Source organism: Auraticoccus cholistanensis (genome assembly GCF_009742705.1).
Lineage (GTDB): Bacteria > Actinomycetota > Actinomycetes > Propionibacteriales > Propionibacteriaceae > Auraticoccus > Auraticoccus cholistanensis.
The window spans coordinates 16,614-36,789 of sequence record NZ_WPCU01000004.1 but is presented as its reverse complement, the minus strand read 5'-3'; the positions used below and the strand labels follow the sequence as shown (position 1 = coordinate 36,789).

The 20,176-nt window shown below is 73.3% G+C and carries 22 protein-coding genes and 1 pseudogene; 8 read left to right on the top strand and 15 right to left on the bottom strand.

Annotation, left to right across the window (positions count from 1 at the left end; translation table 11 throughout):
* Positions 1 to 4 precede the first annotated feature (4 nt).
* Positions 5 to 934 carry a LysR family transcriptional regulator gene (locus tag GC722_RS02765; protein WP_156607801.1) on the bottom strand — a complete coding sequence of 310 codons (930 nt, stop codon included), beginning with the start codon at positions 932 to 934 and terminating at the stop codon, positions 5 to 7.
* Between the two features lie 119 nt (positions 935 to 1,053).
* Between GC722_RS02765 and GC722_RS02760 the strand changes: the two genes are divergently transcribed.
* Positions 1,054 to 2,316, top strand: a complete 1,263-nt coding sequence (locus tag GC722_RS02760) for a glucarate dehydratase family protein (protein WP_156607799.1) — start codon at positions 1,054 to 1,056, stop codon at positions 2,314 to 2,316.
* Between the two features lie 154 nt (positions 2,317 to 2,470).
* Here GC722_RS02760 and GC722_RS02755 read toward each other — a convergent pair whose 3' ends face one another.
* Together GC722_RS02755 and GC722_RS02750 are read right to left on the bottom strand one after the other, a co-directional pair.
* Complete coding sequence (locus tag GC722_RS02755) at positions 2,471 to 3,151, bottom strand: FadR/GntR family transcriptional regulator (RefSeq protein ID WP_331714330.1); 681 nt, start codon at positions 3,149 to 3,151, stop codon at positions 2,471 to 2,473.
* A complete protein-coding gene (locus GC722_RS02750; RefSeq protein ID WP_156607797.1) occupies positions 3,148 to 4,275 on the bottom strand; it encodes an L-talarate/galactarate dehydratase in 1,128 nt (375 codons plus the stop codon). Before GC722_RS02750 ends, GC722_RS02755 begins: the two co-directional genes overlap by 4 nt.
* Positions 4,276 to 4,347: 72 nt before the next feature.
* Between GC722_RS02750 and GC722_RS02745 the strand changes: the two genes are divergently transcribed.
* Both GC722_RS02745 and GC722_RS02740 read left to right on the top strand, forming a co-directional pair.
* Positions 4,348 to 5,685, top strand: a complete 1,338-nt coding sequence (locus tag GC722_RS02745) for an alpha-hydroxy acid oxidase (RefSeq protein ID WP_331714329.1) — start codon at positions 4,348 to 4,350, stop codon at positions 5,683 to 5,685.
* A 7-nt stretch (positions 5,686 to 5,692) separates the two neighbouring features.
* Entirely contained in the window at positions 5,693 to 6,643 is a 951-nt protein-coding gene (locus tag GC722_RS02740) for an AEC family transporter (RefSeq protein ID WP_156607795.1), read from the top strand.
* Here GC722_RS02740 and GC722_RS02735 read toward each other — a convergent pair.
* A complete protein-coding gene (locus GC722_RS02735; protein ID WP_156607793.1) occupies positions 6,624 to 7,442 on the bottom strand; it encodes an alpha/beta hydrolase in 819 nt (272 codons plus the stop codon). The genes GC722_RS02740 and GC722_RS02735 overlap by 20 nt on opposite strands.
* A gap of 253 nt (positions 7,443 to 7,695) precedes the next feature.
* Here GC722_RS02735 and GC722_RS02730 point away from each other — a divergent pair, with 253 nt between their 5' ends.
* A complete protein-coding gene (locus GC722_RS02730; RefSeq protein ID WP_331714328.1) occupies positions 7,696 to 8,451 on the top strand; it encodes a helix-turn-helix domain-containing protein in 756 nt (251 codons plus the stop codon).
* Positions 8,452 to 8,522: 71 nt separating this feature from the next.
* Positions 8,523 to 8,882 carry a hypothetical protein gene (locus tag GC722_RS02725; protein ID WP_197429721.1) on the top strand — a complete coding sequence of 120 codons (360 nt, stop codon included), beginning with the start codon at positions 8,523 to 8,525 and terminating at the stop codon, positions 8,880 to 8,882.
* Between the two features lie 102 nt (positions 8,883 to 8,984).
* Here GC722_RS02725 and GC722_RS02720 read toward each other — a convergent pair whose 3' ends face one another.
* Positions 8,985 to 9,323, bottom strand: coding sequence for a hypothetical protein (locus GC722_RS02720; protein WP_156607791.1), 339 nt, complete (start codon positions 9,321 to 9,323; stop codon positions 8,985 to 8,987).
* A gap of 184 nt (positions 9,324 to 9,507) precedes the next feature.
* The gene (locus GC722_RS02715; protein WP_156607789.1) at positions 9,508 to 10,965 is read right to left on the bottom strand and encodes a glycoside hydrolase family 3 N-terminal domain-containing protein; all 1,458 of its coding nucleotides are present in this window, start codon (positions 10,963 to 10,965) and stop codon (positions 9,508 to 9,510) included.
* An 85-nt stretch (positions 10,966 to 11,050) separates the two neighbouring features.
* On the opposite strand from GC722_RS02715, the gene GC722_RS02710 reads away from it, so the two are divergent.
* Together GC722_RS02710 and GC722_RS02705 are read left to right on the top strand one after the other, a co-directional pair.
* On the top strand, positions 11,051 to 12,040 hold the full coding sequence (locus GC722_RS02710) for an N-acetylglucosamine kinase (RefSeq protein WP_197429720.1): 990 nt from the start codon (positions 11,051 to 11,053) through the stop codon (positions 12,038 to 12,040).
* A 79-nt stretch (positions 12,041 to 12,119) separates the two neighbouring features.
* Positions 12,120 to 12,473 (top strand): annotated as a pseudogene (locus tag GC722_RS02705) (DUF3817 domain-containing protein); the annotation flags it as partial.
* Between the two features lie 32 nt (positions 12,474 to 12,505).
* Here GC722_RS02705 and GC722_RS02700 read toward each other — a convergent pair.
* From GC722_RS02700 to rpmH, 9 genes are all read right to left on the bottom strand, one after another.
* Positions 12,506 to 13,492 (bottom strand): ParB/RepB/Spo0J family partition protein, encoded by a 987-nt coding sequence (locus GC722_RS02700; RefSeq protein WP_156607783.1) that lies wholly within the window; start codon positions 13,490 to 13,492, stop codon positions 12,506 to 12,508.
* Positions 13,492 to 14,379 (bottom strand): ParA family protein, encoded by an 888-nt coding sequence (locus tag GC722_RS02695; protein ID WP_156608724.1) that lies wholly within the window; start codon positions 14,377 to 14,379, stop codon positions 13,492 to 13,494. Before GC722_RS02695 ends, GC722_RS02700 begins: the two co-directional genes overlap by 1 nt.
* Before the next feature lie 223 nt (positions 14,380 to 14,602).
* Positions 14,603 to 15,109 carry a hypothetical protein gene (locus tag GC722_RS02690; RefSeq protein WP_156607780.1) on the bottom strand — a complete coding sequence of 169 codons (507 nt, stop codon included), beginning with the start codon at positions 15,107 to 15,109 and terminating at the stop codon, positions 14,603 to 14,605.
* Positions 15,057 to 15,707 carry a 16S rRNA (guanine(527)-N(7))-methyltransferase RsmG gene (rsmG, locus tag GC722_RS02685; protein WP_331714326.1) on the bottom strand — a complete coding sequence of 217 codons (651 nt, stop codon included), beginning with the start codon at positions 15,705 to 15,707 and terminating at the stop codon, positions 15,057 to 15,059. Before rsmG ends, GC722_RS02690 begins: the two co-directional genes overlap by 53 nt.
* A 2-nt stretch (positions 15,708 to 15,709) precedes the next feature.
* Positions 15,710 to 16,267 carry a Jag family protein gene (locus GC722_RS02680; RefSeq protein WP_156607776.1) on the bottom strand — a complete coding sequence of 186 codons (558 nt, stop codon included), beginning with the start codon at positions 16,265 to 16,267 and terminating at the stop codon, positions 15,710 to 15,712.
* Positions 16,268 to 16,347: 80 nt separating this feature from the next.
* The gene (yidC, locus tag GC722_RS02675) at positions 16,348 to 17,379 is read right to left on the bottom strand and encodes a membrane protein insertase YidC (RefSeq protein WP_156608722.1); all 1,032 of its coding nucleotides are present in this window, start codon (positions 17,377 to 17,379) and stop codon (positions 16,348 to 16,350) included.
* 17 nt (positions 17,380 to 17,396) lie between these two features.
* Entirely contained in the window at positions 17,397 to 17,792 is a 396-nt protein-coding gene (gene yidD, locus GC722_RS02670) for a membrane protein insertion efficiency factor YidD (RefSeq protein ID WP_331714325.1), read from the bottom strand.
* A gap of 5 nt (positions 17,793 to 17,797) precedes the next feature.
* Positions 17,798 to 18,154 (bottom strand): ribonuclease P protein component, encoded by a 357-nt coding sequence (rnpA, locus tag GC722_RS02665; RefSeq protein WP_331714324.1) that lies wholly within the window; start codon positions 18,152 to 18,154, stop codon positions 17,798 to 17,800.
* A gap of 6 nt (positions 18,155 to 18,160) precedes the next feature.
* Positions 18,161 to 18,298 carry a 50S ribosomal protein L34 gene (gene rpmH, locus GC722_RS02660; RefSeq protein ID WP_156607774.1) on the bottom strand — a complete coding sequence of 46 codons (138 nt, stop codon included), beginning with the start codon at positions 18,296 to 18,298 and terminating at the stop codon, positions 18,161 to 18,163.
* Between the two features lie 381 nt (positions 18,299 to 18,679).
* On the opposite strand from rpmH, the gene dnaA reads away from it, so the two are divergent.
* A complete protein-coding gene (gene dnaA / locus GC722_RS02655; RefSeq protein ID WP_408609286.1) occupies positions 18,680 to 20,149 on the top strand; it encodes a chromosomal replication initiator protein DnaA in 1,470 nt (489 codons plus the stop codon).
* Positions 20,150 to 20,176: the final 27 nt, after the last annotated feature.

Below are 20,176 nucleotides of genomic sequence, written 5' to 3'. Positions count from 1 at the left end.
CGGGCTATGCGCCCACTGCATCACCCTCCGCCGCCTGCCGCACCAGGTCCAGCACCCGCCGCCGCAGCGGGGTCAGCCCGTCGCGCGGCCAGATCGCGTGCAGCTCCACCGGACGCGCCGGGTCGCCGGTGGCGGAGGTCGCGGCCAGGTCCACCAGCGGCCGGTGCACGACCCCGGCGACGCCGAGCGCCGCCGCGCTGGCCGGCACGAAGGCCACGCCCTGCCCGGCCGCCACCAGCAGCAGCGCGGTCAGCACCTGCTGGACGTGCTGCTCGGTGCGGGCCTGGCTGTTGAGCAGGAACCGCACGGACAGCTCGTGGAAGTAGCGGGCCTGCGCCGGGTGGTAGCCGATGACCGGCTGGCCGTCGAAGTCCTCCGGACGCAGCGGCCCCTGCGCCGACGCGAGCGGGTGCCCCGCGGGGACGGCGGCGAGCAGCGGCTCGCGCACCACCACGGCCGACGACACGGTGCCGGTGTCGAAGGGCGGCCGGGCCAGCCCGAGGTCGAGCTCGCCGCGCCGCAGCCCCTCCACCTGCGCCCCGGTGACCCGCTCGTGCAGAACGACCTCGACGTCGGGGAGCTCGCGGTCCAGCAGCGCGAGCAGCGGGCCGAGGACGCCGATCGCCGACACGGCGGTGAAGCCGAGGTGGACCGTCCCGCTCGACCCGCCCTCGACCCGCCGGGCGTGGGCGACGGAGGCCTCGACGGTGGCCAGCATGCGGTAGGCGTCGTCGAGGAAGGCGGCCCCGGCCGGGGTCAGCGCCACCCCCCGGCTGTCCCGCTCGAGCAGCCGCGCGCCCACCCCGCGCTCCAGCTTCTGCACCTGCCGCGACAACGGCGGCTGGGTCATCTGCAGCCGCTCGGCGGCCCGGCCGAAGTGCAGCTCCTCGGCCACGGCGATGAAGCAGCGGACCTGGTTGAGGGTGATGCTCATGCCCGGAAGGTATCCGGTGATGCCGTATCGACGTTGGACAGGCATCGGCCACCCTCGTAGCGTCGCCAGCACGCGGCCGACCGGTCGACGCCGTCCGTCACGAAGGAGTGGAGCGCGCGATGACCTCCCGGATCTCGCGGGTCGAGGTGACCCCGGTCGCCTTCGCCGACCCGCCGCTGCTGAACGTGGTCGGCGTCCACCAGCCCTACGCCCTGCGGGCGGTGGTCGAGGTGCACACCGACGCCGGCAGCCTCGGGCTCGGCGAGACCTACGCCGGCGAGCTGCACCTGGAGCGGCTGCGGGCCGTCGGCGACGCGCTGGGAGGGCACGACCCCTACGACCTGCACGGGCTGCGCCGGGTGGTGGTCGAGACGCTGGGCCGCGAGACCGGCGGTGGCTCGGACAGCGTGGGCGGGATGCTGGCCATCGACTCCGCGGTCGACCAGGTGTTCTCCCCCTTCGAGGTGGCCTGCCTCGACCTGCAGGGCCGCGAGACCGGACGTCCGGTCGCCGACCTGCTGGGAGGCGCCGTCCGCGACCGCGTGCCGTTCAGCGGCTACCTGTTCTACAAGTGGGCCGCCCACCCCGGCCAGGACGCCGACGAGTGGGGTGAGGCGCTGACGCCGGAGCAGGTCGTGGCGCAGGCCCGCCGGATGGTCGAGGGCTGGGGCTTCGGCTCCCTGAAGCTCAAGGGCGGGGTGCTGCCGCCGGAGCAGGAGTGCGAGGCGGTCGAGGCGCTGGCCGAGGCCTTCCCCGGGGTCCCGCTGCGGCTGGACCCGAACTGCGGCTGGACCGTGGAGACCTCGCTGCGGGTCGCCGAGCGGCTGGGCGGTGTGCTCGAGTACCTGGAGGACCCGACGCTGGGCATCGAGGGCATGGCCCGGGTCCGGGCGGGCACCGGCCTGCCGCTGGCCACCAACATGTGCGTGATCGCCTTCGAGCACGTCCCGCCGGCGGTGCGCGAGGGCGCGGTCGACGTCATCCTCTCCGACCACCACCTGTGGGGCGGGTTGCGGCGCTCCACCCTGCTGGCCGGGATCTGCGACACCTTCGGGATGGGGCTGTCGATGCACAGCAACTCCCACCTGGGGGTCAGCCTGGCCGCCATGACGCACCTGGCCGCCGCGACGCCCAACCTGACCTACGCCTGCGACACGCACTACCCGTGGAAGACCGAGGACGTGGTCGTCCCCGGGGTGCTGGAGTTCGTCGACGGCGCGGTGCCGGTGCCGACCGGGGCGGGCCTGGGGGTGGAGCTGGACCGCGACGCCCTGGGACGGCTGCACGAGCAGTACCTGTCCTGCGGCATCCGCGGCCGGGCCGACACCGCCTACATGCAGAGCATCCAGCCCGACTTCACCCCCAACACGCTGCGCTGGTGAGCCGTGGCTCCGCGAACGTGCCCGGGGATCGTGTACGTCGTGGGGCCGGGACACCGCGACACGCCGCGACGCGCCGGGCGTGACCGCGACGACATACACGCGGGCAGGGTGGGCGGGGTCAGCCGAGCCGGTCAGCGGGGTCAGCCGGGGCCGGTCAGCCGGGGCTGAGGCGGCGTCGGCTGCTGGCCAGGTGGACGCGCATGGCGGCGCGGGCGCCGTCGGCGTCGCCTGCGAGGACGGCGGCGGCGATCGCCTCGTGCTCACGACGCAGCCGCTCGGCGTGGACGGCCTCGCTGGGCGAGTGCTCCTCCCCTACCCGGGTGCGGGGCAGCATGATCATCATCGGACCCAGCGAGTCGAGCAGGTCCACGAAGAACCGGTTCTGGCTGGCGGCGGTGACCGCGCGGTGGAAGGCGAAGTCGGCCTCCACCGCGTGCTCGGGGGCGTCGTCGTCGAGGGCGGCCAGCGCCGCCTCCACCGCCTGCCGGGTCGCGGGCGACAGCCGGCGCGCGGCGAGCGCGGCCGCCTCGCACTCCACCCCGAGGCGGAAGTCGATCATGTCCAGCACGTCGGCCGAGGTCCGCAGCGCCGAGGCCTCCAGCGTGAAGGGGGACGGCTCGGGGACCGCGAGCACGAAGGAGCCGCGTCCCTGGAAGGTCTCCACCAGCCCCTCGGCCTGCAGCCGCGAGACCGCCTCGCGGGCCACCGTCCGCGACACCCCGTAGGCCTCCATCAGCGCCGCCTCCGAGGGCAGCCTGGCTCCCGGGGCCAGCTCGCCGGCCAGGATCTGCTCCTTGATGCCGGCGACCACCCGCTGGGCCAGCGTGGTCGTCACCTCCGGGGCGCCCCGAAGTGCGCCGTCTCCACAGTCAGCTCGCGCATCCGCGGGCTGAGCGTGAAGCCGAGCCCGGGACGCTCGGGCAGCCACATCCGGCCGTCGCGGATGTCCACCCGCTCCTCGAACAGCGGGTTGAGCCACTCGAAGTGCTCCACCCACGGCTCGGTCGGGTACGCCGCGGCCAGGTGCAGGTGGATCTCCATGGCGTAGTGCGGGGCCAGCGCCAGCCCGGCGTGGGCGGCCAGCGTGGCGAACTTCAGGAAGGGCGTGATGCCGCCGATGCGGGGGGCGTCGGGCTGCACGATGCCGCGGTAGCCGGCGTCGAGCAGCGCCATGTGCTCCGGCACCGAGGTCAGCATCTCGCCGGTGGCGATCGGGGTGTCGAAGGTGCGGCTCAGGTCGGCGTGCCCGGTGGCGTCCCAGGCGTCCAGCGGCTCCTCGATCCACACCAGGTCGAAGGCCTCCAGCTCACGGCACATCCGGCGGGCGCGGGCGCGGTCCCACTGCTGGTTGGCGTCGACCATCATCGGCGTGGCGCCCAGGTGCTCGCGGACCGCGGCCACCCGCTCCAGGTCGGTGCGCCAGTCCGGCTGGCCGACCTTGATCTTGATGCCGCCGATGCCGGCCTCCAGCGAGGCGGTGGCCTTCTCCATGATCTCGGCCACCGAGGCCTGCAGGAAGCCGCCGGAGGTGTTGTAGACCCGGCAGGAGTCGCGGTGCGCCCCCAGCAGCTTGGCCAGCGGCAGGCCGGCGCGGCGCGCCTTGAGGTCGTAGAGGGCCACGTCGAGGGCGGCGATCGCCTGGGTGGCCACGCCCGAGCGCCCGACGGAGGCGCCGGCCCAGAGCAGGCTGTCGTAGATCTTGGCGATGTCGGAGGGGTCCTGGCCCAGTGCCACCTCGGCGATCTCACGCAGGTGGGCGTACTGCGAGGGACCGCCGGCCCGCTTGGAGTAGCTGAAACCGGTGCCCTGCAGGCCGTCGGCGGTGGTCACCTCGACGAAGAGCAGCACCACCTCGGTCAGCGGCCGCTGCCGACCGGTGAGCACCTTGGCGTCGCTGACCGGCGTCTCCAGCGGGAGCACGACCGAGGACAGGGTGAGGGAGGCGATGGAGTCGGACATGGGTATCCCGTCGGGTCGGACCACTCGTATGATGAGCGCAGAACTTATCCGATAAGTAGGAGGCGAGCAAGAGTGTCAGCCCCGACCCCGCCCGACGCCCCGATCCCTCCGACCGGCGTCCCGCTGGCCGGCGACGTGCCCACCGCGCCCACCCCGGCGCCGCCGCCGCGCCGCTCGCCGGCCATCCCCGCGCCGCCCCGGCGGCTGCCCCGGTGGCAGGACCTCGAGCCCTTCATCAAGACCCGGCCCTGGCACGCCGACGCGGTCGAGCGCCGGCTGGCCCGCTGCGTCACGGTGGACGACGTCGAGCAGCTGGCCCGCCGCCGGGTGCCCCGGGCGGTGTTCGACTACGTCCACAGCGGCGCGGAGTCGGAGGTGTCGATGGCCCGCAACCGGGCGGCCTTCGCCGACGTGGAGTTCCGCCCCACCGCCTGGGACGCGGTGGGCGACCCCGACACCAGCACCACCCTGCTGGGCCGCCCGGCGGCCGCCCCGATCGTGCTGGCCCCGACCGGCTACAGCCGGCTCAGCCACCACACCGGCGAGCGGGCGGTGGCGGCCTCGGCCGCCTACGCCGGGCTGCCGTACACGCTCTCCACCTACGGCACCACCTCGATCGGCGACGTGGCCGACGCGGCGCCCACCGGGCGGAACTGGTTCCAGTTCTACGTGATGCGCGACCGCGCGGTCACCAACCAGCACATGGCCGAGGCCCGCGAGGTTGGCTACGAGGCCGTGATGATCACCATCGACACCACGGTGACCGGGCTGAAGCGCAAGGACCTGCTCAACGGCTTCGCCATCCCGCCGCAGCTCACCCTGCGGACCTTCGCCGACATGGCCACGCACCCCGGGTGGGTCGCCAACATCCTGACCACCGAGCCGCTGCGCTTCGCCACCTTCCCCAAGGGCTCGCCGTACGGGCTGTGGGGCATGTCCAACGCCCACCGCGAGCAGCGGCTGCGCCCGGCCGACGTGGCCAGCATCAAGGAGCAGTGGGGCGGGCCGGTGGTGGTCAAGGGCGTGCTCTCCCTCGCCGACGCCGTGGCCTCGGTGGAGGCCGGCGCCGACGCGATCGTGCTGTCCAACCACGGCGGCCGCCAGCTCGACCGCTCCCCGGTGCCGCTGGAGCTGCTGCCGCAGGTGGTCGACGCGGTCGCCGGCCGGGCCGAGGTCTACATCGACTCCGGGGTCCGCAGCGGTGCCGACGTGGTGGCCGCCCTGGCCCTCGGTGCGCAGGGGGTGCTGATCGGGCGCCCCTACCTCTACGGGCTGATGGTCGGCGGCCAGCGCGGCGTCGACCGGGTGCTGGAGATCCTCACCTCCGAGATGGAGCGCACCATGTCGCTGCTCGGCGTGACCCGCGTCGAGGAGATCCGGCCGGAGCACGCGCGGCTGCGGCACCGGTGAGCGACTGATGGCCGGTGTCCTCACCGGCTTCGCCACGGTCGTCGCCGTCGTCCTGGCCGGGACGCTGCTGGCCCACCTGAAGGTGCTGGACGCCCGCGGGCTGCGGGTGATCGCCGACGTGTCGTTCTTGCTCGCCCTGCCGGCGCTGATGCTGCTCACCATCAGCCGGGTGGAGCTCGACGCGGAGCTGACCGCGAACCTGGCCGCCTCGGCCGTCTCGCTGCTGGTCTCCAGCGGCACCTACGCGCTGGTGGCCGGGCTGGTGTGGCGGCGCGGAGCGGGCGAGACGCTGATCGGGGCGCTCACCTCGGGCTACGTCAACGCCGGGAACCTCGGTGTGGCCGTGGCCGGGTTCATCGTGGGCGACCCGGCGGTGGTGGTGCCGACGCTGCTGGTGCAGCTGCTGCTGGTCCAGCCGGCCAGCCTGGTGCTGCTCGACCACCTCGCCGCGCGGGGCCGGGAGCGCCCTGCCGACGCCGAGGCTCCGGCGCCGCGCCGGCGCTCGCCCTGGCGCCGGATGGTCACCAACCCGCTGACCGTCGCCTCCGCCGTCGGCGTGCTGCTGGCGGCCACCGGGTGGCGGCTGCCGCAGGTGGTGGAGGCCCCGCTGACGCTGCTGAGCGGCTTCGCCATCCCGGCGATGCTGCTCAGCTACGGCGTCTCGCTGCGCCTCAACCCGCCGCCCGGCCGCTCCGGGCACAACCGCGAGGTGGGGCTGGCCACCGGGCTCAAGCTGGTCCTGCAGCCGGTGGTGGCCTGGGGGGTGGCCTCCGCGCTGGGGCTGACGGGGCCGGTGCTGCTGGGTGTGGTGATGACCGCCGCCCTGCCGAGCGCGCAGAACATCTTCCTGCTCTCCACCCGCTACCGCACCGGCGAGGCCGTGGCCCGCGAGGTCATCGCGGTCACCACGATGGCCTGCCTGCCGGTCGCCCTGGTGGTCACGCTGCTGCTGGGCTGACCTCCCGCACGGCGGCGGCGACCGCGCGGAAGTCCTTCTTGAGGATGGCGCCGTGGTTGCTGGGCACCTTGGCGCTGACCCGGATCTGCGGGTTGCGGACCGTCACCGCCTCCAGGCTGGCGCGGATCTGCTCCTGCTCGTCGCCCCGGCTCCCCAGGGAAGTCCCCGAGGCCACCACGTAGCGGACGGGCACGGTGATGGCGTCCAGCACCGGGGCCAGCTCGCGCTCGCGGGAGAGGCGGCCCAGCTCGATGTTGCTCTCGGCCTGCTGCGCGGCGCTCATGCGCGGGGTGATCCCGGTGGGTCGCACCAGCACCGTCAGCGGGTACAGCCGCCGGAACAGCGTGCGGATCCGCTGCGCCATCGCCTCGTCGAGCCAGTCGTGGGGGAAGGCGCCGTCCACGAGCACGGCCCCGAGCGTCCGGGACGGGTTGCGGTGCGCCCAGTGCGCCGCGACGACCGCGCCGTAGGACCAGCCGACCAGCAGCGCCCGGTCCACGCCGCGGGCGGCGAGGACGGCGTCGACGTCGCGGACGGCTGCCTCGAAGGAGTAGTCGGCCGAGCGCCCCGACCGCCGCCCGCGGGCGCGCTCGTCGTAGGTGATGTGCCGCCAGCCCGGGCCCAGGTCGGCGACGACCCGACGCCAGTAGCCCTGCGTGGCGAACTGGCCGTTGAGGTAGAGCACGGGGGTGCCCGGGCCGCCGGTGTCCGTCACCGCCAGGGCGGTGTCCTCGACCGGGACCATCCCCCGCCAGGGCGCGGTGGTCGTGCTGGGCGGGGTCGTGTCGCGGTTCGTCATGGGGTCCTCCCCTGCTCGGAGTGGTGGGTGGCCGGCCTGGCAGCCGTGTTTCCAATGCCGGAAACGCTACGGAGCGTTTCGCACATCGGCAACAGCGTTCGCCGCGCGGCAATGTGTCACCCGTAGTCAGAGTCCAGATATCGGTGCGCGGGACCATCGCATAACGCAATGGCTGCCAGCACAGTCCGTTGCGGCCGGACGGGCCGGGGCGTTATCGTCCCCGGGACCGACGTCATCAGCGAGGGGGTTGCGAGTGCCAGCCGGCAGGCTCACCCGGCAGGAGCGCCAGCACATCGCCTCGGGGCTGGCCGACGACCTGTCCTACGCCGAGATCGCCCGACGGCTGGGCCGTCCCACCTCCACCGTCACCCGGGAGGTGACCCGCAACGGCGGCCCGGCCGGCTACCGCGCCGACCTCGCCCAGCGCGCCACGGAGCGCCGCGCCCGCGCCCGTCGACCCGCGCCCCGGGGTGCCGGTCAGCCGGCGCCGGTGCCAGCCGGGCGCGACGCCGCAGCGGTGGCGGAGTTCGAGGCGGTGCTCACGACCGGGCTGATGGCCTCGGGGCTGCCGAGGACGCCGGCCCGGGTGCTGGCCTGCCTGTTCACCACCGACGCGGGTAGCGTCACCGCCGCCGAGCTGGTCGCGCGCCTGGGGACGAGCCCGGCCTCCGTCTCGAAGGCGATCGCCTTCCTCGAGGGCCAGGGGCTCGTCCGTCGCGAGCGCGGCGGCGGGCGCCGTGAGCGCTACACCGCCGACAACGACGTCTGGTACCAGTCGACGATCGCCAGCGCCCGCGCCAACGACCAGTTGGCCGAGACCGCCCGGCACGGGGTCGCCGTGCTCGGCCCGCACACGCCGGCCGCGGCCCGGCTGGAGAACATCGCGCGGTTCCTCGACCTGATGAGCGCCAGCATCCTCGCCGCGGCCGAGCAGGCCCGGGAGGTGCTGCACGCCCCGGCCGGACCGGTGGAGCCCGCCGCTGCCGGCCGGTCGGCTGCCGACGACTAGCCGGGCGGCGGCGACGGGCCCGCCCCTTCGTCGACCGCGGGACACGGGCAGGGTTCAGTACAGTGCCCGGCGTGGAACTCCTGCAGACCCTCCGGAACGTCGTCGTGCTGCTGCACCTCGTGGGCTTCGCCGTCCTCTTCGGGGCGTGGGTGGTCGAGGCCGCCGCCCGCCGGTACCAGGCGACGCGGGTGATGAACCTCGGCCTGCTGGTCGCCGCCGTCGCGGGCCTGGCCCTCGCTGCGCCGTGGGGCCTGGACGGCGACCTGAACTACACCAAGATCGGCATCAAGCTGGTCGTGCTGGTGGTGATCGGCGCGCTGATCGGGATCAGCAGCAGCCGGGCCCGTAAGGGGTCGCCAATGCCAGCCGGGGTGTTCTGGCTCGTCGGCGCCCTCACCCTGTTCAACGCCGGGATCGCCGTCCTCTGGTGACGTGCTCCCGGGGGTGGAGCTGGTGGTGACACCCGTGGACGGAGTGGCTCGGTTCGGTGCCGAGTGGCCGGGCGACCTGATGCGACGCCCACGTGTCCCCGACTACTCCAGGCCTCTCTCTCGAGCCTCGCGCTCGCCGAGCTCGGTCAGCCGTAGCCAGAACCCGGCGCCCATCGGGTTCCACCCGAGCCGCTCGAGCTCAGCCCACGCCCGGTGGAGCCACGTCCCAGGTGTACCCGGCCAGTCCTCGAACCCTGATGCGCCCAGATCTCCCGGAACCGCGAGACCGTCGTCGAACAGCTGACCGAGGAGCCGGATCGTCCTCCGCCGGCTCTCATCGGAGTCATCACCTTCCATCGCTTCCCAGACGACGTCGTGGAGCGAGATCCAGTCGTCCAGGCCTGCTTGAAGAAGGGCGTTGATCCTGCGTTCGTCAGTCATCGACGTGCACCTTCAACGTCCTGCTCCCTCCGTGGGAAATGATGTCGATGGTCTCACCGCCCGACGTCGATGTCGTCCGCAGTTGGACCTCCTGCCCTGATGACGGACGGGAGCCGCATGGTCTGACCGGGCTCGCCCGGGGTGGTCGCCACGACCTCCACCCCGTCGGAGCGAGCGCAGCGGCTCAGCCCACCACCCGCCGGCTGACCGCCTCGGCGTTGGCCCGCCCCACCCCGTGGCAGAGCACGCGGTGCGGGACGTCGGGAGCGGTGGCGGCCACACCGGTGTGGACCACCACGGCGTCCGGACGCCGGCCCACCAGCTCGGCCAGCGCCCGTCCCTCCGGCCGCTCGGGGTGGGGCTCGCGGACCAGCACCACCACGGCCCGCCCGGGATCCACGTCGGTGGCGGGCACCGTCGGCACCTCTCCGCGCCCGGACGCCTGCGCGCGGCCGGTCAGCGCGGCGGTGAAGGCGCTGGTGGTGCGTCCCGCGGCCAGGTTCTGCGTGGGGCGCAGGTCCACCAGCTGCAGCGGCCCGCTCGTGCGGACCTCGCCGCGGACGTCCAGCGAGCGGTCGGCCGCCTCGGCCCCCACCTCCGCCAGCTGCTGCCGGGCGCGGTCGAGCTCGAGCCGGGGACGCTCCCGGCGGAGCGCGCAGCGGGCCCCCAGCGCGCGGTTGCGCATGGCCGAGCGTCGCAGCGCCTCCACCTCGACCACCCCGGCCGCCGCGGCCGCCACCAGCGCCTCGGTGGAGCGGTGCAGCATGTCCTCGGCGTCGCGCTGGTGCGGCGCGTCCAGGCACAGCAGGTCCGCACCGGCGCGCACGGCCGCGACCGCTGCCTCCCCCAGGTCGTCCCCGACCGCCTTCATCCCCAGCGCGTCGGTCACCACCGGACCGGCGAACCCGGACCGGCGCAGCAGCACCGAGGACCAGCGCGACAGCGAGGCCGGCCGCTCCCCCAGCCCGGGCACCACCACGTGCGCGGTCATCACCGACTCCATGCCGGCGGCCACCGCTGCCCGGAAGGGCAGCAGGTCCCGCTGCTGCAGCAGCTCCAGGTCGACGTGGAGCACCGGCAGCCCGACGTGCGAGTCGACCAGCGTGGCGCCGTGCCCGGGGTAGTGCTTGCCGCAGGCGCCGGCACCACCGGCGGCCAGGCCGCGCACCGTGGCGACCCCGTGCCGGGCCACCAGCTCGGCGTCAGGCCCGAAGGAGCGGCTGCCGACCACGGGGTTCCAGGGCTCGCTGGCCACGTCCAGACAGGGTCCGAGGTCGACGTCGATCCCGACCGCGTGCAGCAGCGCACCCAGGGCCCGGCCGGCCCGCAGGGTGAGATCCACGTCGTCGACCGCGCCGAGAGCGGCGTTGCCCGGCAGCCCGGAACCCTCGGCCGCCTGCAGCCGGGTGACGTCCCCGCCCTCCTCGTCGATCATCACCACCAGCTCCGGGCTCAACGCGTGGAGCTCCTGGCAGAGGCGACGTGCGGTGACGAGGTCGGGCACGTTCTCCCCGAACAGCACCACCCCGCCCAGCCCACCGCGGACGGCCTCGACCAGCCAGTCGGGCAGCGTGGTGCCGGGGAAGCTCCCCAGCAGCACGCCCCGGGCCGCGCGGGTGAGGAGGGGGTGGGTGGAGGGCATCGTGCTCCTTCGGCTGGCTGACGGGGTACGAGGACGACCTCTGGGGTCCGCCCAGTCTGCCGGACGGTACGGCAGGCTTGCCCCCGTGAGCGACCCGAACCCCGCCCCGCTGCTGATCGGCCTCGACGTGGGTGGCACGTCGACGAAGGCGGCCGTCCTCGACGCCGCCGGTCAGGCGCTCGGCCACGCCACGGCCGCCGGCGGGAACCACCGCAGCTCCGCCGGTGACGTGTCGGCCTACCTCCGCCAGGCCGTCACCACCGCCCTCGCCGGCGCGGACCCGGCGCGGGTGGTCGCGGTGGCCGCCGGTATCGCCGGTGCCGGGTCGGCGGCGGGGTCCGAGGTCGCCGAGCGGGTGGCCGGCGACCTGGCCCAGGTGGGGGTGGTCGCGCCGCTGGACGTGCGCACCGACCTGGACATCGCGTTCCTGGCCGCGGCGCCCGCGGGCGACGGCGTGCTGCTGCTCAGCGGCACCGGGGCGGTGGCGGGGCGGTACCGGGACGGACGCCTGACCCGCCGGTGCGACGGTCTCGGGTGGCGGCTGGGTGACGAGGGCTCCGGCTACTGGATCGGCGCGGCGGCGCTGCGGGCCGCCGTCGCCGCGCTGGACGGCCGCGGGGCCCCGACCCGGCTGACCGAGACGCTGGCCGGGCCGCTCGACGTCCGCGCCGTGACCGGGGACGTCCGCCAGGACTGGGTGCGGGCGGCGGCCGCGCTGACCGTCGGGCGGACGGCCGCGCTGGTGCCCGCGGTGGTGTCGGCGGCCGACGCCGGGGACCCGGTGGCAGCCGGTGTCGTCGAGGCGGCCGTCGAGCGGTTGCTCGGCTCCTTCGCGGTGGTGGCCGACGGCGCCCCCGGGTTGGACGTGGTGCTCGCCGGCGGCGTGCTGACCGCCGACGGGCCGGTCCGCGACGGGGTCTCGCGGGCTCTGGTCGAGGCCGGGCACCGGCTGCACCTGAGCACCCGGCCGGTGCTCGGGGCGCTCGTCCTGGCCGCCCAGCTGGCCGGCATGCCACAGCTGGCGCCCGCCTCCGTCACGCTTCCCGCCCCGGTACGTATTGACGAAGCGTCTTGACGTCATATCGACATATTTGTCTTGGGAGCTCGGATAGGGTCGACCGAGGTCGAACTAGGTCGAACGGGAGCTGGGCATGGACGTCCGAGGGGTACGAGGCGCGCTGACGCGCTACCGGGTGATGGCCTGGATCGTCGGGGTGCTGCTCGTGGTGCTCGTCTGCGTCGGGCTGCCGCTGAAGTACCTGGGCGGCGACGACTGGGTGGTGACCGCCACCGGCGTGCCCCACGGCTGGCTGTACATGCTGCTGCTGATCACCGCCTTCGACCTCAGCCGCCGCGTGAAGTGGCCGTGGCGCTGGCTGCTGCTGATCGCCCTCGCCGGCACCGTGCCGTTCCTGTCCTTCGTCGCCGAGCGATTCGCCACCAAGGACGTGCAGGGCCGCCTGGCCAGCACCGCCTCCGAGGACGCGCCCAGTCCCATCCGGGAGTGACCAAACCGACCAGTCGCTAAGTCGACAAGTAGTTAGATCTCTCTAGCTACTCCGAGCAGCGAGGCGATGCGGTCCAGGTCCTCGGCGGAGGCGAAGTCGATCACGATACGACCCCGCCGTGCGCTGCCCTCGACCCGCACCCGGGTGTCCAGCCGGTCGGTCAGGACCTCCGAGACGCGGGTGGCTCCCTCGGGGAGCTCCCGAGGCCGGCGGCGGCGCGGCGGCGGCTCCTGGCCCTGCTCCCCCATGGCGGCCAGCTCCTCGGCCGAGCGCACCGACAGCCCCTCCGCGACGATCCGCTGAGCGAGCCGCTCCTGCCCGGCGGCGTCCGGGACCATCAGGATCGCCCGGGCGTGCCCGGCGCTCAGCACGCCGGCCGCGACACGCCGCTGGACGCTCGACGGCAGCCGCAGCAGCCGGATGGTGTTGGAGATCTGCGGTCGTGAGCGGTGGATGCGCCGAGACAGCTCCTCCTGGGTGCAGCCGAAGTCCTCCAGCATCTGCTGGTACGCAGCCGCCTCCTCCAGGGGGTTCAGCTGGGCGCGGTGCAGGTTCTCCAGCAGGGCGTCCCGGAGCAGGTCGTGGTCCTCGGTCCGCCGCACGATGGCGGGGATGCGCTCCAGACCCGCCTGGCGGGACGCCCGCCAGCGCCGCTCGCCCATGACCAGCTCGTAGCGGTCGTCCCCGAGCGGGCGGACCACCACCGGCTGCAGCAGCCCGACCTCGAGGATGGAGCCGACGAGCTCCCCGAGGGCGTCGTCGTCGAACTCCGTCCGCGGCTGGCGCGGGTTCGGCGTGATCGCGTCCAGGGGGAGCTCGACGAACCGGGAGCCGGCCGGGACGGGGACGTAGGACTCGGACGGTGCCTCCGGCGTCGCGGGGGCGCTGACGGCGTTCCCGCTCCGCTCGCGTGCCGGCTCACCGCCGTCGGGTGGCGCCACCGCTGGTTCTGGGGTCTCCGTGCGCTGGAACAGCTCACCGAGACCTCGTCCCAGCCCTCTGCGCTCTGCCGTGGCCATCAGTACGCTCCTTCCGCGCCGCGTGCGGCGATGTCTGCGGCCGCGTTGAGGTAGGCGATGGCGCCCACCGAGCTGGGTTGGTACGACAGCACGGTCTGGCCGTAGCTGGGCGCCTCGGAGATGCGGACCGACCGGGGGATGAGGGTGGGCAGTGTTTCACGTGGAAAGTGCGCGCGGACCTCGTCCGCCACCTGGCTGGCCAGCCGGGTTCGCCCGTCGAACATGGTCAGCACGATGGTGCTGAGCCGCAGCCGGTTGTTCAGCCCGCCCTTCACCATCTCGATGGTGCGCATGAGCTGGGACACCCCCTCGAGGGCGTAGTACTCGCACTGGATCGGGATGAGGATCTCCTCGGCTGCCACCAGCGCGTTCACGGTGAGCAGGCCCAGCGAGGGAGGGCAGTCCAGGATCACGTAGTCCACCGCGTTCTGCTCGCGGTACGCCGTCAGGGCCTGCTTGAGCCGGTTCTCACGCGACGCGATAGAGACCAGCTCGATCTCGGCCCCCGCCAGGTCGATGGTGGCCGGCAGCACGTGCAGGTGGGGCGCCTCCGGGGAGGCCACCACGTGGCGGCTGATCGGGTCCCCGTCGATGAGGACCTCGTAGGTGCCACCCACGCCGGAATGGTGGTCGACACCCAGAGCGGTGGAGGCGTTCCCCTGCGGATCCAGGTCGATGAGCAGGACCTCCAGCCCGCCCAGCGCCAGTGCGGCCGCCAGGTTCACCGCCGTGGTGGTCTTGCCGACGCCGCCCTTCTGGTTGGCGATGACGACGGTGCGCGGACGGTCCGGCTTCGGGAGCTGGCGCCCGTACGTTTCACGTGGAACACCGCTGCTCTGCTCCTCCTCGGGCGTCAGCGGGGGCGGTCCGGCCTCCGCGTCGTCCATCGCGGCGCGACGCGGGGCGTGCGCCACCTCAGGCGCCGTCTCGGTGCGGGTGGAGGAGGGGTTGGGCGACACAGGCGCTCCCGTTCCGGTCGAGTTTCACGTGGAACACCAGCAGCGGCGGTGCGGTCTGAGGCTCCTACCGAGCCTCGGCGACGTACCCGACGGCAGCCGGCACCGGCTCAGCCTAACGGGATCCCGCGGCTGGTCCGGCCGCCACGCGGTGTCACCGATCGCGCGCTTCGCGCACCCTCACCTCGTCGGCCGACGCGCGCAGGTCACCCGGCTCCACCGCCCAGATCTCGACCGTGTAGGGCGACACGGCGCAGGCCAGGCCCTCGTCCTCCCGGGCCACGGCGAACCACAGCTCCTTGCCGCGCCAGTCGCGGTGGAGCAGCTCGTCGCCGCAGCGCGAGTACCCGTGGGCCACCAGGAGACGTCCCTGGAACGCGCTCGGGTCGGCGGAGAGGCCCGCCTCGGGCAACCGGGCCAGCAGCTCGTCGCGCCGGGCGGGGCTGAGGACCTCACCCGGTCCGGGCGGCACGACTGCCTGCAGCTCGGCCTGGGCGACCTGGGGGACCGACCACCGGGCCACCATCGACCCCACACGTGAGCCGGGCACACCATCCACCACCGTGCAACCGGTGATGAGGACCAGCAGCAGCCCCAGCGACGCGACCTCAGCGCCGGCGGAGACGTACCGCCGTCGTCGGCTCGCTGCTGGGGTGGGCACGCACCGACAGTACCTCCGCCGAGAGCCGCGCCCGGGAGAGCAGCTTCTGGGCCGCCCGGACCTCGTCCTCGGCCGAGGCGCCCTTGAGCAGGATCATCTGCCCGTCGTCGGCCACCAGCGGCTCGCACCAGGGGACCATCTTGGAGAGCGCGCCGACGGCACGCCCCGTCACCACGTCGTACACCTCGTCGTGGTCCTCCGCGCGGGCTCGGACCACCCGGACGCGCTCCTCCAGCTCCAGCTCGTCCACCGCGAGCTGCAGGAACTCCGCCCGTCGCTGGAGCGGCTCGAGCAGCGTCATGCCGAGGTCGGGCCGGGCCAGCGCCAGCGGGATGCCCGGCAGGCCGGCCCCACTGCCGACGTCCACGACGTGGGCGCCCAACGGGAAGAGCGAGGCGACGGCCGCGGAGTTCAGCACGTGGCGCGACCAGAGCCGGCCCGGCTCACGAGGACCGAGCAGACCCCACTCGACACCACGACTTCTCAATATATCGACATATCGAGCCGCTACGTCGCGCTGCTCCCCGAAGACGGCACCGACCTCCGCAGGTACCGGTTCGGGGACGCCCTCCTGCTGCGGCGGCGTGGGCTCGGCCACGGTCAGGCGGGCAGGACCACGACGCGGCGCTGGGGCTCCTCGCCCTCGGACTCGCTGCCCAGGCCGGCCTCGGCCACGGCGTCGTGCACGATCTTGCGCTCGAACGGGTTCATCGGCGCCAGGCGCAGCGACTCACCGGTCTGCTTGACCTCCTGCACGGCGTCGCTGGCCAGGTCGCGGAGCTCCTTGCGCCGGCGCTCGCGGTGCCCGGCGATGTCGAGCATCAGCCGGCTGCGGCGCCCGGTCTCGGTCATCACAGCCAGGCGGCACAGCTCCTGCAGGGCGTCGAGCACCTCGCCGTCGCGCCCGACCAGCACGTCGGCCTCGGTGACCACTGAGACGTGGGCGCGCCCGCCCTCGGTGAAGGTGTCGATGTCGCCGTCCAGGTCGGCGATGTCGAGCAGCTCCTCCAGGTAGTCCGCGGCCACCTCGCCCTCGAGGTCCAGCGGGTCCGTGGGGGCGTCGCTGTCCTCGCCGTCCGCCTGGTCGGGGGCCACGGCGTCCGCGACCTCCAGCGGCTCGGCGTCGGTGCCACGCTCCTGGGTCAGGTCGTCACTCATTCGGGCTCACTTCCTGCATCGGCTGGGGAGCGTCGGGCGCTCCGGGGTCGGGTCGCCGGTCGACGGCGGTGCGGTAGCTGCTACGACCGCGTCTTGCCGCCCCGCTGGGCACGGGTCTGCCGGCGCGGCTGCTGCCGCTGCACGGTCTGGCGCTGCACCCCCGTGCTGGCGGTGGCGGCCTGGGCCGGGAGGCCCTTGTCCTCGCGTGCCTTGTCGGCCTGCTTCGCGGCCAGGGTCTCGGGGTCCTTGCCCTTGGCGCGCTGGCGCTGCTCCCAGAGCTCGTAGGCCTCGGTGCCGGGAGCCGGGTTGCGGCGGATGATGTAGAACTGCTGGCCCATCGTCCACAGGTTCGAGGTCAGCCAGTAGATCAGCACGCCGACGGGGAAGTTCACGCCGCCGACGGCGAAGACCACCGGGAAGATGTAGAGCATGATCTTCTGCTGCTGGGCGAAGGGGCCCTCGAGGGCCTCCTTGGGCATGTTCTTGCGCATCAGCTGCAGCTGGGTGAAGAACATGGTGGCCGTCATCAGCAGGATCAGCACCACCGTGATGACCTTGACCTCCCAGAGGTCGGAGCCCAGGAAGGTGTCGGAGATCCGCGCGCCGAAGATCGTGGAGTCACGCAGCGAGGGGACCAGGATCGGGTCGCGCTCGAGCCAGCTGGCGCCGGAGACGATGGTGCCGCGGGCAGCCCCGTTGAGCACCTGGAAGAGCGCGAAGAAGATCGGCATCTGCAGCAGCAGCGGCAGGCAGGACGCCATCGGGTTGACGCCCTCCTCCCGGTAGAGCTTCATCGTCTCCTGGCCCAGGCGCTCCCGGTCGTGGCCGTACTTCTTCTGCAGCTCGCGCATCTTGGGCTGCACGAGCTGCATGTTGCGGGAGGACTTGATCTGCTTGACGAACAGCGGGATGGTCAGGATCCGCACGACCACGGTGAGGCAGACGATCGACAGCGTCCAGGTCCACCCGGAGTCCGCCCCCAGCAGCGGCGACCACAGGGCGTGGAAGAGCACCAGCAGGCCCGACACCGCCCAGTGCAGCGGCGACATCAGCATGTTGAAGAAGTCGCCGATGGCCGACCACACGCTCAGCGGCGTCAGCAGCGGCACCAGCGTCCCGAGCAGTCCCTCTAGCAATTCACACCTCGTGTCCGGGCCTCGCGGGAGACCTCTGCGGATGGGGCAGTCGTGACCACGGCGGCCGCGACGGGTTCTGTGTCGACCGGCTCACCGATCAGGTTGCGAGCTGGCGGAGGGCAGGGGGCTCCTGCCGGGGTCCGGGCCCGTTCCTCCTGCTCGGCCTGCCACTCCCGGGCCGCCGCCGTCCCTGGTACGGGATCGTACCCGCCCAGGGCCCACGGGTGGCAGCGTGCGAGGCGACGCAGGGCGAGACCAGAGCCGCGCAGCGAGCCGTGCACGGTGACGGCCTCCAGCGCGTAGGCCGAGCAGCTGGGGTGGTAGCGGCAGACCTGGCCGTACAGCGGGCTCACCACCAGTCGGTAGATCTTGAGCAGTGCGATCAGCACGTACCTCACGAGGCGCTCCCGAGACGTCGCCGGACCCGGCCGAGCGCGTCCGAGAGGTCGCCCGCGAGCCGCGCGGGCTCACCGGAGGCCGCGGGCAGCGCCCGGACCACCAGGCGGCAGTCGGCCGGCAGCGTGTCGAGCTCGCCGGCCACCAGGTGGCGCAGCCGTCGCTTCACCCGGTTGCGGGAGACGGCGTCACCGACCGCCTTGGAGACCACGAAACCCACCCTGACGGGGGAGCCGGTGGCCTGGTCGTCGAGCCTGGCGTGCACCACCAGGCTGGGGCGGCCGGCCCGCACACCAGCGCGGATCGTGCGGGCGAACTCGCCCGACGACCGCATCCGGTGCGGAGCCGGCAGCACGACGGGTCAGGAGGAGAGCTGCGCGCGGCCCTTGCGGCGGCGCGCGGCCAGGATGGCGCGGCCGGCGCGGGTACGCATCCGGAGACGGAAGCCGTGGGTACGGCTGCGACGCCGGTTGCTCGGCTGGAACGTGCGCTTGCTCATTGGACGAGCTCCCAAGTGGTCGATCTGCAGAGGTCATTGCCGCCCGTTTCCGGGCACACGCCACAGCGGCGCCGGCTCAGCGACCTGCCCACGATACGCGGGCGGCCGGGGACGGTCAAAATCCGCGGACCAGCCGGGACGGCTGCGAGGCCGCTGTCCAGTCGACACGCCGTCGACGGGTTCGACCGCTGTCCACAGGGTTGCCAAGGCACCCGCCCGTTGTTAGGTTCCCCGGGTCAGCAACCGGCTGCCCGCCGGTGCCGTCCCGGTCCTCCGAGACCCGCCGGGTGTTTACCCACACCCTGTGGACAACTGTGTGGACCACTGACACGACCGTAGTAGCCGTGCCCCGTCGGGCACAGACGAGCCTGGGGAGTCCTGTTGAGCGAGCCCTCCCCGGATCCTCTCGGAGCGGCTGACCCGCTGGCCTCGGCCTGGCGCCACGTGGTCAGCACCGCACCGGTCGAGGCCCGGCCCTGGCTGCGCGCCACCCAGCCCCTCACCATGCACGGCTCCACCCTGGTCGTCGCCGTCCCCAACGACTTCACCCGCAACCAGATCGAGCTGAAGCACCGCCTGGGCATCGAGGAACGCCTCTCCGAGCACTACGCCCACCCGACCCAGCTGGCGCTGACGGTCGACCCGCGGCTGGAGGAGCTCCCGCCGGCGGCACCCGAGGCCGACCCGGTGCCCGGCCGCCGCGGCGAGGACCCCGACGACGCCACCAGCTACGCCAGCCCGGCCCCCCGCGACCCGGCTCCGGCCTTCGTGGCCCGCGAGCCGGTGCCCCAGCACGCCGGCGCCGCCTCGCCGGGGACGCAGAGCCGGCTGAACCCGCAGTACACCTTCGAGAGCTTCGTCATCGGGTCCTCCAACCGCTTCGCCCACGCCGCCGCGGTGGCCGTGGCCGAGGCGCCCGGCAAGGCCTACAACCCGCTGCTGATCTACGGCGACTCCGGTCTGGGGAAGACGCACCTGCTCCACGCACTGGGCCACTACGTGCGCAACTACTTCGAGCGCGTCCGGGTGCGCTACGTCTCCACCGAGGAGCTCACCAACGACTTCATCAACGCGATCTCGGAGAACCGCACCGCGGAGTTCCGCCGCCGCTACCGCGACGTCGACGTGCTGCTGATCGACGACATCCAGTTCCTGGAGAGCAAGATCCAGACCCAGGAGGAGTTCTTCCACACCTTCAACACCCTCCACAACGCGCAGAAGCAGATCGTGATGACCTCCGACCGCCCGCCCAAGGCGCTGGAGGCCCTCGAGCCGCGGCTGCGCAGCCGGTTCGAGATGGGTCTGCTCACCGACGTGCAGCCGCCGGACCTGGAGACGCGCATCGCCATCCTGCGCAAGAAGGCGTCCCAGGAGCGGCTGACGGCGACCCCCGACGTGCTGGAGTTCATCGGCAGCCGGATCCAGACCAACATCCGCGAGCTCGAGGGCGCCCTCATCCGGGTCACCGCCTTCGCCAGCCTCAACCGCCAGCCGGTCACCATGGAGCTGGCCGAGGAGGTCCTCAAGGATCTCATCCCGCCCGGCGGTGAGGCCGAGATCTCGCTGCAGACGATCATCGCCACCACGGCCGCCTACTTCGACCTGACCGTCGACGACGTCTGCGGCGCCTCGCGCACCCAGCAGCTCGTCCAGGCCCGTCAGATCGCGATGTACCTGTGCCGCGAGCTGACCGACATGTCGTTGCCCAAGATCGGCCAGGCCTTCGGCCGCGACCACACCACGGTGATGCACGCCGAGCGCAAGATCCGCACCCAGATGTCCGAGCGTCGCTCGACCTACAACCACGTCACCGAGGTGACGAACCGGATCAAGCAGGCCTCCTCCCGCTGAGCGGGGCCGCACGCCCCGCCTCGGCCC

What these genes read in the sequence shown, in the direction of transcription:
- GC722_RS02740 (WP_156607795.1), top strand. Translation starts at nt 5,693, where the DNA reads ATGGCCGGTGTCCTCACCGGCTTCGCCACGGTCGTCGCCGTCGTCCTG.
- GC722_RS02695 (WP_156608724.1), bottom strand. Translation starts at nt 14,379, where the DNA reads ATGGACGACGCGGAGGCCGGACCGCCCCCGCTGACGCCCGAGGAGGAG.
- GC722_RS02720 (WP_156607791.1), bottom strand. Translation starts at nt 9,323, where the DNA reads ATGACTGACGAACGCAGGATCAACGCCCTTCTTCAAGCAGGCCTGGAC.
- GC722_RS02760 (WP_156607799.1), top strand. Translation starts at nt 1,054, where the DNA reads ATGACCTCCCGGATCTCGCGGGTCGAGGTGACCCCGGTCGCCTTCGCC.
- rpmH (WP_156607774.1), bottom strand. Translation starts at nt 18,298, where the DNA reads ATGAGCAAGCGCACGTTCCAGCCGAGCAACCGGCGTCGCAGCCGTACC.
- GC722_RS02765 (WP_156607801.1), bottom strand. Translation starts at nt 934, where the DNA reads ATGAGCATCACCCTCAACCAGGTCCGCTGCTTCATCGCCGTGGCCGAG.
- GC722_RS02680 (WP_156607776.1), bottom strand. Translation starts at nt 16,267, where the DNA reads ATGAGTGACGACCTGACCCAGGAGCGTGGCACCGACGCCGAGCCGCTG.
- GC722_RS02735 (WP_156607793.1), bottom strand. Translation starts at nt 7,442, where the DNA reads ATGACGAACCGCGACACGACCCCGCCCAGCACGACCACCGCGCCCTGG.
- GC722_RS02750 (WP_156607797.1), bottom strand. Translation starts at nt 4,275, where the DNA reads ATGTCCGACTCCATCGCCTCCCTCACCCTGTCCTCGGTCGTGCTCCCG.
- GC722_RS02700 (WP_156607783.1), bottom strand. Translation starts at nt 13,492, where the DNA reads ATGGCCACGGCAGAGCGCAGAGGGCTGGGACGAGGTCTCGGTGAGCTG.
- GC722_RS02715 (WP_156607789.1), bottom strand. Translation starts at nt 10,965, where the DNA reads ATGCCCTCCACCCACCCCCTCCTCACCCGCGCGGCCCGGGGCGTGCTG.